The 14413-nt window shown below is 38.6% G+C and carries 13 protein-coding genes and 1 pseudogene; all 14 read left to right on the forward strand.

Going from position 1 to position 14413, the window contains the following annotated elements:
• Window positions 1-133: 133 nt before the first annotated feature.
• A complete protein-coding gene (locus tag QE429_RS12235; protein WP_307287294.1) occupies window positions 134-328 on the forward strand; it encodes a hypothetical protein in 195 nt (64 codons plus the stop codon).
• Between the two features lie 169 nt (window positions 329-497).
• Complete coding sequence (locus QE429_RS12240; RefSeq protein WP_307290797.1) at window positions 498-1706, forward strand: acyl-CoA dehydrogenase; 1209 nt, start codon at window positions 498-500, stop codon at window positions 1704-1706.
• Window positions 1707-1758: 52 nt separating this feature from the next.
• Window positions 1759-2511 carry an SDR family NAD(P)-dependent oxidoreductase gene (locus QE429_RS12245; RefSeq protein ID WP_307287296.1) on the forward strand — a complete coding sequence of 251 codons (753 nt, stop codon included), beginning with the start codon at window positions 1759-1761 and terminating at the stop codon, window positions 2509-2511.
• Window positions 2512-2587: 76 nt separating this feature from the next.
• On the forward strand, window positions 2588-4201 hold the full coding sequence (locus QE429_RS12250; protein ID WP_307287297.1) for a long-chain-fatty-acid--CoA ligase: 1614 nt from the start codon (window positions 2588-2590) through the stop codon (window positions 4199-4201).
• A gap of 117 nt (window positions 4202-4318) precedes the next feature.
• The gene (locus QE429_RS12255) at window positions 4319-4885 is read left to right on the forward strand and encodes a TetR/AcrR family transcriptional regulator (protein WP_307287299.1); all 567 of its coding nucleotides are present in this window, start codon (window positions 4319-4321) and stop codon (window positions 4883-4885) included.
• A gap of 123 nt (window positions 4886-5008) precedes the next feature.
• A complete protein-coding gene (locus QE429_RS12260; RefSeq protein WP_307287300.1) occupies window positions 5009-5410 on the forward strand; it encodes an acyl-CoA thioesterase in 402 nt (133 codons plus the stop codon).
• A gap of 54 nt (window positions 5411-5464) precedes the next feature.
• Complete coding sequence (locus QE429_RS12265; protein WP_307287302.1) at window positions 5465-6541, forward strand: phosphotransferase family protein; 1077 nt, start codon at window positions 5465-5467, stop codon at window positions 6539-6541.
• 38 nt (window positions 6542-6579) lie between these two features.
• Window positions 6580-7353: an SDR family NAD(P)-dependent oxidoreductase gene (locus QE429_RS12270; RefSeq protein ID WP_373463194.1), complete on the forward strand. Its 774-nt coding sequence runs from the start codon at window positions 6580-6582 to the stop codon at window positions 7351-7353.
• 49 nt (window positions 7354-7402) lie between these two features.
• On the forward strand, window positions 7403-8182 hold the full coding sequence (locus QE429_RS12275; protein WP_307287303.1) for an enoyl-CoA hydratase/isomerase family protein: 780 nt from the start codon (window positions 7403-7405) through the stop codon (window positions 8180-8182).
• An 11-nt stretch (window positions 8183-8193) separates the two neighbouring features.
• Window positions 8194-9167 (forward strand): annotated as a pseudogene (locus QE429_RS12280) (quinone oxidoreductase family protein).
• Between the two features lie 79 nt (window positions 9168-9246).
• Window positions 9247-10242, forward strand: coding sequence for a phosphotriesterase family protein (locus QE429_RS12285; protein ID WP_307287304.1), 996 nt, complete (start codon window positions 9247-9249; stop codon window positions 10240-10242).
• Window positions 10243-10674: 432 nt separating this feature from the next.
• A complete protein-coding gene (locus QE429_RS12290; RefSeq protein ID WP_307287305.1) occupies window positions 10675-11376 on the forward strand; it encodes a response regulator transcription factor in 702 nt (233 codons plus the stop codon).
• The gene (locus QE429_RS12295; RefSeq protein WP_307287306.1) at window positions 11348-12778 is read left to right on the forward strand and encodes a sensor histidine kinase; all 1431 of its coding nucleotides are present in this window, start codon (window positions 11348-11350) and stop codon (window positions 12776-12778) included. The genes QE429_RS12290 and QE429_RS12295 overlap by 29 nt, the downstream gene beginning before the upstream one ends.
• 163 nt (window positions 12779-12941) lie before the next feature.
• Window positions 12942-14387 carry a S1C family serine protease gene (locus QE429_RS12300; protein ID WP_307287307.1) on the forward strand — a complete coding sequence of 482 codons (1446 nt, stop codon included), beginning with the start codon at window positions 12942-12944 and terminating at the stop codon, window positions 14385-14387.
• Window positions 14388-14413: the final 26 nt, after the last annotated feature.

Below are 14413 nucleotides of genomic sequence, written 5' to 3' on the forward strand. Positions count from 1 at the left end.
GTACTGGAAATCCAGTACTCTTTATATTTTGTGAAAGTAATGAAAAATTTGTAGATATATAGTATAGTAGCATTGATAAAGGATAATAGATAATTGCTAGCAATGTGATAATAGTTTTATAGGAGTGGCTATCATGTCTGAAAACGAAAGAATACAATTGAATGTAAGAATTACCAAAGAAACCTCAGCAAAACTCGATGAAATTGTCGAGTACTATCAACAAGGCTTGAAGCTTGGCAGAATTTATAAAGGTGATGTGTTAACTGATATTATTGAGAAATCGTTTGAAGTGATGAATAAGCAGAAAAGGTCGTTTAAGAGATACTGATTCGAAACAAGGTCGAGAAATTCTCGGCTTTTTTAAATAATTTAAATTGTTGTATATGTTTTATAAATTTATTAGAATATTTAGAAAAGAATTTGAATATTTAAGTTTTAGGAGTATAATTAAACTCATAACATACTAACTGGTTAGTATGAGGAAGGGAGTGGAGAGATTGGATTTTTCCTATTCTCAAAAGGTAAAAGACCTGCAAGAAAAGTTAACAGCATTCATGGAGGCGCATGTTTATCCTAATGAACGTGTGTATGAACAGCAATTAAATGAACAAGAGTCCCGTTGGAGTGCGGTTCCGCCAATTATGGAGGAGCTAAAGGAAAAGGCGAAAGCGGAAGGTCTTTGGAATTTATTTTTGCCGGAAAGTGAATATGGTGCGGGTCTTACTAACATGGAATATGCCCCTCTCTGTGAGATAATGGGGCGCTCATTAATTGGACCAGAAGTATTTAATTGTAGTGCACCAGATACAGGGAATATGGAAGTTATTGTTCGGTATGGGAAAGAGCAGCATAAAGAACAATGGTTAAAGCCACTGCTAGCAGGGGAAATCAGGTCTTGCTTCTCCATGACTGAACCAGCGGTTGCCTCATCGGATGCGACCAATATTGAAGCTATGATTGAAAGAGACGGCGATGAATACGTAATAAACGGACGGAAATGGTGGTCATCTGGCGCTGGTGATCCTCGCTGTAAAATTGCGATTGTAATGGGAAAAACCGATCCAAATGCCAACCGGCACGAACAACAATCTATGATTCTAGTTCCTCTTGATACCCCCGGTGTAAAAATTGAACGTATGTTGCCAGTGTTTGGGTATGATCATGCCCCACATGGACACGGGGAGATTACCTATGACAATGTAAGAGTTCCGGTTGATAATATTCTATGGGGAGAGGGAAAGGGGTTTGCAATTGCTCAAGGTAGGCTGGGACCTGGAAGAATCCACCACTGTATGAGATTAATCGGGGCTGCAGAGCGGGCACTTGAGGAATTATGTAAGCGCGTTCAAGTTCGTACGGCTTTTGGAAAGCCACTTTCTCGACAAGGAGTGATTGGGGAGTGGATTGCTGATTCTAGGATTGAAATTGAACAAGCTAGATTGCTTACCTTAAAAGCTGCTTACATGATGGATACTGTGGGTAATAAAGAAGCAAAAACTGAAATTGCCATGATTAAGGTGGTTGCACCATCCATGGCCTTGCGTGTCATTGACCGAGCCATTCAAGCATTAGGTGCAGCAGGGGTTTCTAACGATTTTACCTTGGCAGCTCAATGGGCGAATGCAAGGACATTGAGGTTAGCTGATGGTCCAGATGAAGTCCATCGCGCCCAGCTTGCAAGGCTCGAATTAAGAAAATATCAGTAAACATAATATAATTTTATTCTATGAACATAGAAAGTGAAAAGGGCTGGTACGTATGAGATTAAATAATAAGATTGCTATCGTTACTGGCGGCGGAGGCGGGATCGGACGTGCATCCGCCGTCCGTTTTGCTAAAGAGGGTGCTAGGGTTACGGTAGCTGATATTGATCCAATTATTGGGGAAGAGACTGTAAACCTTATAAAAAAGGAAGGCGGAGAGGCTATTTTTGTTCAAACGGACGTGGCCGAACCGGAACAAATCAAACAATTAATTCAAATCACATCTAATACATTCGGTAGCTTACATATTATGTTCAACAATGCAGGTATTGGAAATTCCGAGGTTAGAAGTGTGGATCTTTCTGAAGATGAATGGGATCGAGTAGTCGATATTAACTTAAAGGGTGTGTTCCTTGGAATTAAATATGCAGTTCCAGAAATATCAAAATCAGGTGGAGGAGCCATTATTAATACCTCTAGTTTACTTGGGCTTAAGGGCCAAAAATATATGTCAGCCTATAATGCATCTAAAGCAGGTGTAGTGGTTTTGACACAAAATGCTGCATTGGAGTATGGGAAACATAATATTAGGGTAAATGCAATCGCCCCGGGTGTGATTGATACAAAAATAATCGAAGGCTGGAGACAGAATGAGCGAAAGTGGCCGATCATCTCTCGTGCAAACGCGCTTGGAAGAATTGGTACTCCAGATGAGGTAGCCAATGCGGTTTTATTTTTAGCATCAGATGAGGCCTCTTTTATTACTGGATCCACACTTTCAGTTGATGGTGGCGGTCTTACCTTTTAGTTTGTTAGTTTTATGCAATATGTAAGTTTAATCAGGTAATTCAACTAGGATAATAAAATTTAATGGAGGAGAAGGAATGAAAGAAAACAAAGCTTGGTTTGCGCATTATCCTGAAACGATAGAAAAACATGTTATCATTCCCAATAAACCTTTGGGACATATTCTTCAAGAAACAGCCTCCAAATTCCCAAAACATAATGCTCTATCCTTTTATGGGAAAAAGTTTACGTATGGTCAACTATATTCATTAACCCGCGCCTTCACTTCGGCACTCCAACAAAATCAAGTTCAAAAAGGCGATCGGGTGGCTATTATGCTTCCAAACTGCCCGCAATATGTCATCGCCTATTATGGAATTCTTAATACTGGGGCAATTGTTACCCAAATAAACCCTATGTCAGTAGAACGTGAGCTTGAATATATCCTGAACGATTCAGGAACAGAAACGATTGTAGTTCTTGATGCCTTGTACTCAAGAGTAAAAAGTGTTCAGTCAATAACAAGATTGAAAAATATTATTGTGGTTAGTTTACAGCCTTCAGCGAATACTTTTACACCAGATAGGAGCTTTGAACAATTCCTAACGGAAGGGAATGGAAATATCGTTCCCGTTGAATTTGAATCGGATCATGATGTAGCTGTCCTCCAATATACTGGAGGTACCACAGGACGCTCCAAAGGTGCTATGCTGACACATAAAAATGTGCTAGCAAATGTAATCCAATGTTATGAATTTTTTAAACATGAAATGGTATTAGGAAAAGAAAGGTGTTTAACCGTTATTCCTCTCTTTCATGTTTTTGGAATGAGTTCTTGTATGAATCTTTCCATTTATATAGCAGCGGAATCAATCATGCTTCCGCGTTTTGATTTAGAAGAAGTACTAAATACGATAAAAAATGAACAGCCTACTATGTTCCCAGGTGTACCAACTATGTATGTGGCGATAACAAGCCACCCTAGGGCAGAGGAATATGGCATTGATAGTATTCGAACATGTAACAGCGGAAGTGCACCTATGCCAGTTGAACTTCTTCGTAGTTTTGAAAGAAAAACAGGTTCAAAGATTTTAGAGGGTTATGGTCTGTCAGAGGCTTCACCAACCACACATTGTAATCCTCCTTTTGCAGAGAGAAAACCCGGTAGTGTAGGAATTGGTATGCCTTCCACAGAGTATAAAATTGTTGATTTAGCCACTGGCACTGAAGAGGTACCTGTGGGGGACCTAGGTGAAGTTATAATTAAAGGTCCTCAAATTATGAAAGGATATTGGAATATGCCAGAAGAAACCGCAAATACACTACGAAATGGTTGGCTGTATACGGGAGATATTGCCAAGGTAGATGAAGATGGTTATCTATATATTGTCGACAGAAAAAAAGACATGATTATTGCCAGTGGCTACAATATTTATCCTCGAGACATTGAAGAGGTATTGTACGAACATCCAGCAGTTCAAGAGGCTGTATGTATAGGTGTTCCTGACGCATACAGGGGAGAGGATGTAAAAGCAGTGATCGTTCTAAAGGCAGGTAAATCCTCTTCTGAAGCGGAAATAATACATTATTGCAGGGAAAATCTTGCTACGTATAAGGTCCCTCGTATAGTTGAATTTCGCGATCAGTTACCAAAAACTGGTGTAGGTAAAATCCTTCGCCGAGCTCTGAGAGAAGAAGTGAAAAAGATATAAATATTTTCATGAATGAATGATAAGTAAAAACAAATATTTATTCATTCTATAAAGGAGCGAATGATAGTATGGTATAATTTCAATTAGACATTTTTTACAGATTGCGGGGACAGAAAGGTGAAAGAGAAAATCACAGGACAAAGCATCCAGTTGTTTGAAAAGAAAGGTTTTAGTGAAACCTCAATACAGGATATCGTTGATTCTCTTGGTGTGACAAAGGGGACATTTTACTATTACTTTTCAAGTAAAGAGGAACTGCTCATGGATATCCATCTTGGGTATATAAATGAGCTGCTTGTCCATCAGGAACAAATTTTGAGTGATACATCAAAAAACTGTAAACAGAAATTATATGAGATAGTGCATATGCTTATTACAAATATCGAACGGCAAGGTGCGGCTGCAAAGATCTTCTTTAGGGAAATGAAAAATTTAAGTTCAGAGCGCCTGGCCTTGATTGTTCCCAAACGGGATCAATTTCGTTTGAATATTGAAGCACTAATTAAAGATGGAATAGCTAAAAGGGAGTTTCGACAGGATTTAAATGCGTCTATTGTGACCATGGGGATACTTGGAATTACCAATTGGAGCTACCAATGGTTTAATCCAAACGGGAAAGTCTCAGACCAAGAAGTCGCAGAGATTTTTGTCGAAATGATTTTAAAGGGAATTCAAGAAAATTGAAGAAAAGATTGATAGAGGGTAATCTTGCTAAAAGAACCCCTCTTTTTTAGAAATCTTTGAATACCAACCGGTTAGTATTAAGCGTATTTTTATTGACAAGTAAGTGAGGTGAAAAGGATCATCATGCATCAAATTATGGTTAATGTAAGATTTGGAGAGACGGATGCCCTAGGACATATAAACAATACAAGTTATTTTATTTACTTGGAGGAAGCACGAATCCGTTTCATTGAATCTTTAGGTTATAAAATGGATGTTGGTAATTGGAATTTTATTCTTGCATCAACTAAATGTGACTTTATCAGTCAAGGATATTTTGATCAATCCTTAGTAATTAGAACGTTTGTTTCAAAAATTGGGAACAAAAGTTTTCAATTAGAACATGATATTATCTGTTCAAAAACTAACCAACTAATAGCTAAGGGAAATGCAATAATGGTCTACTATGACTTTGAAAAACAAAAAAGTCAACACCTCCCCGACTTTTTAAAAAACGAACTTAAAAGCTATTTCGTTCACTCTTAAAGGCTTCATATGTAATAAAGAGACGGAATTTTCAGAAATGAAAGGAGGAATCCTATGACGCGCCAAATGAATAAGGACATAATTCCTGTCCGAAAAGGAGAAGAATTGAATCTTTTTGCATTAGAAAAGTTCTTACATGAAACGTTTGTTGGTCTACCAGCTAGTCGGCTTGAGATTTTACAATTTTCAGCTGGGCATTCGAACTTAACCTATCAATTAAAAATGGGTGATTGGGAAGCAGTCTTACGACGTCCTCCGCTAGGACCTGTTGCACCGAAAGCACATGATATGGAGCGAGAATTTAAAATACTATCCGAGTTAAGTCCGATTTTTTCAGTTGCTCCAAAGCCGTATTTATTCTCCAATAATCATGAAATTGTGGGAAGTCCATTTTTCCTTATGGAAAGAAAAAATGGAGTGGTAATTGACAGCTCATTCCCAGATGGAGTAAAGGTGACAAAGGAACTTTGTCAACACCTTTCTGAAGTAATGGTTGATAAACTAGTAAAACTACATGATATCGACTATAAACAAACGAGCCTATCATTAATTAGTAAGCCTGAGGGTTTTATTGAAAGACAGGTGCATGGTTGGATTGGCAGGTATGAAAGGGCGAAAACAGATGATATAGCTGTTGTTGATTCCTTGAAGAAATGGTTGGTAGATCACATTCCAAAAGAGCATGAAGCGACGGTTATTCACTATGATTATAAGTTCAATAATGCCATGTTTAATGCGCAGCTAACAGAAATGGTCGGTTTGTTTGATTGGGAAATGACCACAGTTGGCGATCCGCTCGCAGATCTTGGAGTTGCCATGAGTTATTGGAATCAAAGTGATGATTCCGACTTGCTAATCAAAGGATTAGGACGAGAGCCTGTCACTGCTGTTTATGACGGCTTTTTCACAAGAGATCAATTCATTGAGCTGTATGCTAAGAAAAGCGGACGTGATATTTCCAATTTTAATTTTTATTTGACATTTGCTTATTTTAAACTGGCTGTCATCGGTCAACAAATCTATTATCGCTTCAAGAAGGGCCAGACACACGATATTCGGTTTGCCAACTTTAACCACTTTGTAAAGAATCTTATTCTACACGCTGCACATGTGGCTGAAGGTAAACTTTAATCGGTTGCTCGTCTCAAGTTAATCATTGGGAGGTGGGAATGTTGATGTTTTCTCAAACAATCGCAGTAGTAACAGGGGCTGGAAGTGGAATTGGTAAGGCTGCTGCTACTCGCCTTGTGTCCGAAGGAGCCAAAGTCATATTAGTAGGAAGAACAAGGGGGAAACTCGAAAAAACAGCTGAGGAAATCAATCGTACATGTAAAGTTCCGATGGCAGAAATATTCACTGCTGACTGTACAGATGCAGAGGATGTAGCAGAATTAGCTGAGTACGTTCAACTTCAATATGGAGATCTTCATGTCCTTATAAATAACGCAGGTGGATCACGCCATTCAAAGATTTTAGAGGTTACAGAAGAAGAATGGGACAATGTTCAAAATATGAATCTAAAAAGTGTGTTCTTAGTATCAAAGGAATTAGGAAAAATCATAATTGAGGGAGCTCAGCGTGAGGAACATAATCGTGCAATTGTTAATGTTGCCTCGTTGTCCGGCCATCAGGCGGGAGCAGAAATTCCTCATTATAGTGCGGCAAAAGCAGGAGTAATTAATTTTACACGCTCTCTTGCATTAGAATTTGCACCTTATGGAATTCGAGTTAATTCAGTCTCACCTGGTTTTGTTGAAACTCCTCTCACAGAGCTAGGTTTGAAAAATGAAAGATTTGTAAGAGCAATACAAAAAAACACAGCATTAAAGCGTGTCGGAAATCCTGAAGAAATTGCTAGTGTGATAGCCTTTGCTGCTTCTTCTGAAGCCTCGTATATGACGGGCTCGGATTTGTTAGTAGACGGGGGCTGGCTAATAAAATAAAAGAATTGTAAATAATGAGGACCGAATCAGAAACGAAAGGAAGATGAAAATGAGCAAAGAACATTTAATCGTAGATAAATTAGGACCAATATTGTCTTTAACTTTAAACCGACCGGAAAGTTTAAATGCGTTTAGTCCCGAGATGATTTTAGGGTTAAAGGATGCACTTTTGCATGCCCAGCAGGATGATGACGTACAAGTAATTGTTCTATCAGGTGCCGGCCGTTCTTTTAGTGCGGGCGGGGACGTTAAAACAATGGGTCAGGCAAAGGGAGTGCAAGTATACGAGCATATAGGTAGGCTTAACGAGTTAATCTTATTAATGAAAGAAACGGAGAAGCCAATAATTGCAGCTGTTCATGGATTTGCTGCTGGTGCGGGTGTGAACTTAGCACTAGCTTGCGATCTAATTGTTGCGGCTGAAGAAAGTAAATTTGCTTTAAGTTTCTCACAGGTAGGGCTAATTTCTGATGGCGGGGGTTCTTATTTGCTACCAAGGCTCATTGGGCCACAATTAGCAAAGCAGTTCTTCTTCACTGCGGAACCAATTCCAGCTGAACGCCTATATCAGCTTGGCGTAATTAATTACCTAGTTCCAGCAGAAAAGCTTCAGGAGGAAACAACGAAATTTGCCCTTAAGTTAGCACATGGACCTGGAAGGGCATATGGAAAGCAAAAGAAGTTAATTGATCAAGCCTTTACCTCCACATTAGAGGAGATTCTTGAGCAGGAGCGCTTGGTTCAGACACTTATGGTACAAACAGAGGACCATCAAGAAGGAATTGCGGCTTTTAAAGAAAAGAGAAAACCAGTTTTTAAAGGGAAGTAGGAGATGAGTTTATGAAGGCAGTTCAATTAAAGGAATATGGTGGGCCAGAAGTATTAAATCTAGTAAATATTGAAAAGCCAGTACCTACGGGTCATGATGTACTAATAGATATTATGGCAATTGGTGTCAACTATGCTGATACAGCAAGAAGGGAAGGTCAATATGTAGTAAAGACACCTCTTCCATTCATCCCTGGAGCAGAAATTGCAGGAATTGTTGCCGAAGTAGGCGAGAAAGTAACAAAGGTAAAACCAGGAACAAGGATTGTGACTTTGATTGAATCAGGAGGATATGCTGAATTCGCATTAGCAGATGAACGGGCATTGATCCCACTTCCTGAACAAGTTGATTTTCATACCGCTGTTGCACTTCCACTCCAAGGCTTGAGTGCCTATCATATTTTAAAAACAATGGGCCGGTTAGAACCTGGAGAGAGTGTCCTTATTCATGCCGCTGCAGGGGGGTTGGTACCATTGCTGTTCAGCTTGCGAAACTGTTTGGGGCTGGAAAGATAATTGCCACTGCAAGCTCTGAGGAAAAATTGGGGTTAGCACGTGAAATGGGGGCAGATGTGTTAATAAACTATACTGAACCTGACTGGGTAGAACAGGTACTTGAGGCAACAGGCGGTAAAGGGGTAAATGTTGCGCTTGAAATGGTAGGCGGCGAAGTTTTTAATAAAACCGTCAAATGTCTAGCTACATTTGGCCGACTTGTTATATTCGGGGCAGCATGCGGGGAACAAAGCCGTTTTTATCCATCCACGTTAATGGCAAGAAATCAATCTGTCATTGGTTTTTTCCTGCCACAGATTATGAGAAAACCAGAATTATTACAGCCGAGTTTAGTAGAACTGCTTACCCTTTTAGGTGAAGGAAAACTAAAACTCACTATAGGCGGGGTATTTCCATTAGAGGATGCATCTAAGGTCCATACGCTATTACAATCCCGGCAAACACAAGGGAAACTTATCTTAGAACCCTAATCAAAAGCACCTAGTCTAACCATACGAATCTATAAATTTTTCTCATTTGTAATAGAAAATTGAAAGGGTGAACCAATTTATGAAATATGTTGAAACAGTTACAGGTCCAATTTCCGTAGATAGACTTGGAAAGACACTTATTCATGAACACTTTATTTTTGGATACCCAGGATTCCAAGGTGATGTGACACTAGGTCCTTTTAAAGAAGAGGAGTTTTTAGAACAAGCGATTGCTGTAGCAAGACAGATGCAGAGTTTCGGTGTTCAAACAGTTGTTGACCCGACACCAAATGAATGTGGGAGAAATCCACTTTTCTTAAAAAAAGTGTCAGAAGCAACGGGATTACAAATTATTTGTGCAACTGGCTATTATTATGAAGGAGAGGGTGCTCCTCCTTACTTCAAGTTCAGACAGGCATTAGGCACTGCTGAGGAAGAAATCTATGAAATGTTTAAAACGGAGATTACAGAGGGGATTGCCGGAACAGGAATAAAGCCAGGTATTATTAAGCTTGCATCGAGCAAGGACCAGATTACTGCATATGAAAATATGTTCTTTCGTGCTGCAGCAAGGGTTCAAAAGGAAACTGGCATCGTGATTTTAACCCATACACAAGAAGGAACAATGGGACCTCAACAGGCGAAAATGTTAATAGAACTAGGAGCTGATCCGAGTAAAATTATTATTGGTCATATGTGCGGCAATACTAACCCTGAATATCATAAGGAAGTCATGGATCAAGGAGTTAGAATCGGGTTTGACCGTTTTGGAATCCAAGGAATGGTTGGCGCACCGTTTGATCAAGAAAGAGTGGCAACGTTAATGGATTTATTGGATGCTGGTTACGAAAAACAAATTTTACTGGCACACGATTCCGTTAATATTTGGCTAGGACGGCCTCCAGTTATGAATGAGCAAGTGTCGAAGATCATGGAGAATTGGCACCCAGGGCATATCTTTGAAAACATCCTTCCGATGTTAAGAGAAAGCGGGGTAACAGAAACACAAATTGATAAAATGCTTGGTAAGAACGCAGAGGCATTATTTACTGGCGCAACAGCAAAAGTTTTATAATCCTATCGGAAAAGAGACTTGAATTGTCATTCAAGCCTCTTTTTTTTTATTAAGCAATTTTTTAAGAACAGTGTTGATTTATAAACTCTGTTGATTGGAGCGAAAGGCACGAAGACTCCTGTGGGAGTATGGTTCAGGGGAGACCCCGCAGGCGCTTGCGCCGAGGAGGCTCGCGGAAACACCCACGGAAAGCGAAGTGCCTGGAGAGGAAATCAACAGACAATTTTAACAGAGCCTTTTATTAAATGAAAATATTAATAAAATATGAACAAAGTATTAATTAGTCGGGAACAATGGTCTTAAATATTGATATGCTTAAAATTTGAGATAAACTAAAAAGTAGGAATCATTTATTTAATAATATGTACTGTACTTCAATAGATGGGGAAGAATCTGAACAGAGTACTTCTTTCTAGTAAGGAGATGATAATTTTGAAAATTTTAGTAATTGAAGATAGTAAAAGCGTCTGCTCGATGATTGAAATGTTTTTTGCAAAAGAAGGAATTGAAGGTGAGTTTGTTAATGATGGAATAGAAGGCTATAACCGATTTAAAAGTGGCACATGGGATGCACTAATTGTTGATTGGATGTTACCAGGTATGGATGGTGTAACCATTTGCAGGAAAATCCGCGAGGAGAAGTTTACTGTTCCGATTATTATGTTAACTGCGAAGGATAGTGAATCCGATCAGGTACTAGGTCTTGAAATGGGTGCAGATGATTATGTGACTAAACCTTTCAGTCCACTCACTCTAATGGCGAGAATTAAAGCTGTTACCCGGCGCTTTCAAACGCAAATCCCAACAGAGCAAAAGAACACCGTTCAGACAGATCATTTTAAAGTAAATAAAGATACTAGGGAAGTCATTGTTGATGGGACACCAATAACAAACTTAACACCGAAGGAATTTGATTTGTTGTACTTTATGGTTGAACACCCCCGACAAGTTTTTTCTAGAGAGCAACTGCTCGAAAGTGTTTGGGGCTATCAATTCTACGGTGATGAACGAACGGTTGATGTTCATATAAAACGGCTGCGCAAAAAGGTAGAAACCACTTCACAGCCATTCTTCCATACTGTGTGGGGAGTAGGGTATAAGTTCGATGAATCAATCAAAACCGATCAAGTTTAGATATTTCTATCAGCAATTTTTTAGCTATATTAGCATTATTATTGTTGCGTTCTTAATTCTTAGTCTATTGTTTGCTCATTATGTAGAAAATTTGGTGTACCAAAATAAGGCGGAAGAACTGATCTCTTATGGAAAAGCGATTGTATCAGATATGAAGGAAACGCCTTACGCAACAAAAGACATTATGAATCAATACAGCAAGGTTTTGGAAGCACGAAAAATGAGTTTTAGCATGTTTGACGAGGATGGAAATCTATACTTAGTAGGAAAACGCGGCCCAGCTATCAAAGGATTATCGAATAATGAGTGGAAGAAAATTACTGAAGGACAAACTCTTATCGTACAAAGTGATTTTAAAAGGTTTGGGCAAGAGGGGGTAACGTTCGTTGTCTACCCATACATTGATGATGACAGGTTTGTAGGTGGGGTTTTATTAACATCACCTATCAGTGGATCCAGTGACATGATCCATCAAATCAATAAATTCTTACTTTATACAATTTTAATTGCATCTGCAGTTTCGTTCTTATTAAGCTGGTTTTTATCAAGAATTCATGTCAATCGAATTAAACGGTTGCGTGAAGCAACATCACTTGTATCCTCTGGAAATTATCATGTACATGTACAGTCTTCCAACTTTGATGAAATTGGTGAATTAGCAAATGACTTTAACCATATGGTGGATAAGATTAATACATCTATGGAAGAGATTGAAAGTCTTGAGAATAGGAGAAGACAATTCATGGCTGATGTTTCACATGAGATGAGGACTCCTTTAACAACCATCAGTGGTGTAATTGAAGGGTTGAGAAATAACATGATTCCCGAGGAAGACAAAGAAAGAGGAGTTAACCTTGTAAGTCATGAGGCAAAAAGATTAATCCGGTTAGTTAATGAAAACCTAGATTATGAGAAAATTCGCTCCAATCAAATTGAATTATTCAGAGAAGATATTCAGCTTTTAGAAGTGCTTGAAATTATTCAGGAGCAATTAATGCTTCAGGCAGAAGAGAAAAACGACCAGCTTATTGTCGAAGTTGATCCAGATATTATGGTTAATGCAGATTATGATCGCCTTGTTCAAATTTTAATTAATATCACTAAAAATAGTATTCAATTTACCACAAATGGGTCCATTTGGTTAAGAGGCAGAGAAGATTCGAATGGGGTTATTATTGAGGTAGAGGACACTGGAATTGGAATTGATCCGAAGGAACTAGAAAACATCTGGCGCCGCTTTTATAAAGCAGATATTTCAAGAACAAGTAACCCGTATGGGCAATTTGGTTTAGGTCTTTCCATTGTTAAGCAATTAGTCCTGCTTCATAACGGGGATATTGAGGTTTTTAGTGAAAAAGGAAAAGGTACAAAATTCGTGATTCGACTTCAAAAAATAGTCTAAAAGGGCTGCAGATTGAATCTGCAGCTTTTTCTAATGGAGTTCATTTTTTTTCTTATTAATTTTCAAATCCCGTTACAGAATGTTAATAATTTCTTAAGATTTGTCGGTTAAAGTAAAGACAAGTTAAGGAATAATTGAGCAATTGTAAAGGAGATCGAACAATATGGATCGTATGAATGAAAATGAGTTTGAAAGAAATGGATCTTATACATCAGAAGTGCCTGAGAATTCAATTACTAGTGAGTCAAACCTTTTAGATAATAGCTCGAATGCAGTTGATGCAACATTTGGTGTAGAACGAAACGAACAAGAAAATGGCATGCCAGAGAATAATACATCAGAGACTGAAATGTTAGATGAAGAGGTTGTTCCAACAGTTAACGAGCAAACTCGTTCAGCCCATCAAACAGGAAAAGGTACTCATAAAAAACGCAATGTAAAAGGATTTGCTTCTTCTTTAGCTGCAGGAATCATTGGTTCGGTTTTAACCCTTGCCGTCCTACCACACACCGACTATATAAAAAACCTATATCCTAATGTTGAAGATCAACAGATAAATACTTCAGCGCAGAATGGAAAAGCTATTTCGGCAGCTAAACCAGTGACCGCTAAGCCTACTGCTGCTTCATCAAATTCTATAGCCGATACAGTTGAAAAGATTTCAAAAGCAATTGTCGGGATCGTCAATTATCAACAACAGCAAAACAATTTCTACGGAAATTCCAATTCTTCACAAAGTGTAGAAAGTGGTTCTGGATCGGGAGTTATTTTTCAAAAAAATAAAGATACCGCCTTTATCGTTACTAATAATCACGTAGTAGAAGGGGCTTCAAAACTCGAAATATCATTGTTTGATGGTGAAAAAACAACGGCAGAAGTGGTCGGTACGGATGCCCTTACCGATCTTGCGGTATTAAAAATTGATGCCAAGTATGTCACAGCAACCGCTGATTTTGGAGATTCATCTACTCTTCGCCCAGGTGATCAGGTATATGCAATAGGAAATCCACTTGGTTTAGATCTTTCTAGAACAGTTACACAAGGTATAGTGAGTGCAACAAACAGGAGTATTTCCGTCTCAACTTCTGCAGGAAAATGGGATACAAATGTTATTCAGACAGATGCAGCCATTAATCCTGGGAATAGCGGTGGTGCCTTAATTAATCCAGAAGGACAGGTCATTGGTATTAATAGCTTAAAAATCTCTGAAAGCGGAGTCGAAGGTTTGGGATTTGCTATACCAAGTAATGACCTCATTCCTATTGTGAATCAATTAATAAAAAATGGAAAGATTGAACGGCCATACTTAGGTGTTGGTTTGGCGGATTTAGACCAAGTACCACAGATGTATTGGCAAAACCTTCCTGATAATGTGAAAAAGGGCGTTATTGTAATGAATATTGATCCGAATTCTGCAGCTGCAAAGGCTGGGTTCCAACCAAAAGATATTATTGTATCAATGAATGGAACTGCAATTGGGAATTCGTCAGACTTAAGAAAATATCTCTATTCAAAGGTTCAAACAGGTGACTTGATTAAATTTGAAGTATATCGTGATGGGAAGCTTATTACTTTGAATGCAAAATTAGTCAATAATAGTGGTGCATAATTAGAGGAACAATAAGACCAATCAAA

Origin of the sequence: Bacillus sp. SORGH_AS_0510 (genome assembly GCF_030818775.1) — a bacterium.
Taxonomy (GTDB): Bacteria; Bacillota; Bacilli; order Bacillales; family Cytobacillaceae; genus Neobacillus.

Bases quoted from the DNA above. Each gene is read 5' to 3' on its own strand.
- QE429_RS12235 (WP_307287294.1), top strand. From the start codon at position 134: ATGTCTGAAAACGAAAGAATACAATTGAATGTAAGAATTACCAAAGAA.
- QE429_RS12245 (WP_307287296.1), top strand. From the start codon at position 1,759: ATGAGATTAAATAATAAGATTGCTATCGTTACTGGCGGCGGAGGCGGG.
- QE429_RS12250 (WP_307287297.1), top strand. From the start codon at position 2,588: ATGAAAGAAAACAAAGCTTGGTTTGCGCATTATCCTGAAACGATAGAA.
- QE429_RS12260 (WP_307287300.1), top strand. From the start codon at position 5,009: ATGCATCAAATTATGGTTAATGTAAGATTTGGAGAGACGGATGCCCTA.
- QE429_RS12265 (WP_307287302.1), top strand. From the start codon at position 5,465: ATGACGCGCCAAATGAATAAGGACATAATTCCTGTCCGAAAAGGAGAA.
- QE429_RS12270 (WP_373463194.1), top strand. From the start codon at position 6,580: ATGTTGATGTTTTCTCAAACAATCGCAGTAGTAACAGGGGCTGGAAGT.
- QE429_RS12275 (WP_307287303.1), top strand. From the start codon at position 7,403: ATGAGCAAAGAACATTTAATCGTAGATAAATTAGGACCAATATTGTCT.
- QE429_RS12285 (WP_307287304.1), top strand. From the start codon at position 9,247: ATGAAATATGTTGAAACAGTTACAGGTCCAATTTCCGTAGATAGACTT.
- QE429_RS12295 (WP_307287306.1), top strand. From the start codon at position 11,348: ATGAATCAATCAAAACCGATCAAGTTTAGATATTTCTATCAGCAATTT.
- QE429_RS12300 (WP_307287307.1), top strand. From the start codon at position 12,942: ATGGATCGTATGAATGAAAATGAGTTTGAAAGAAATGGATCTTATACA.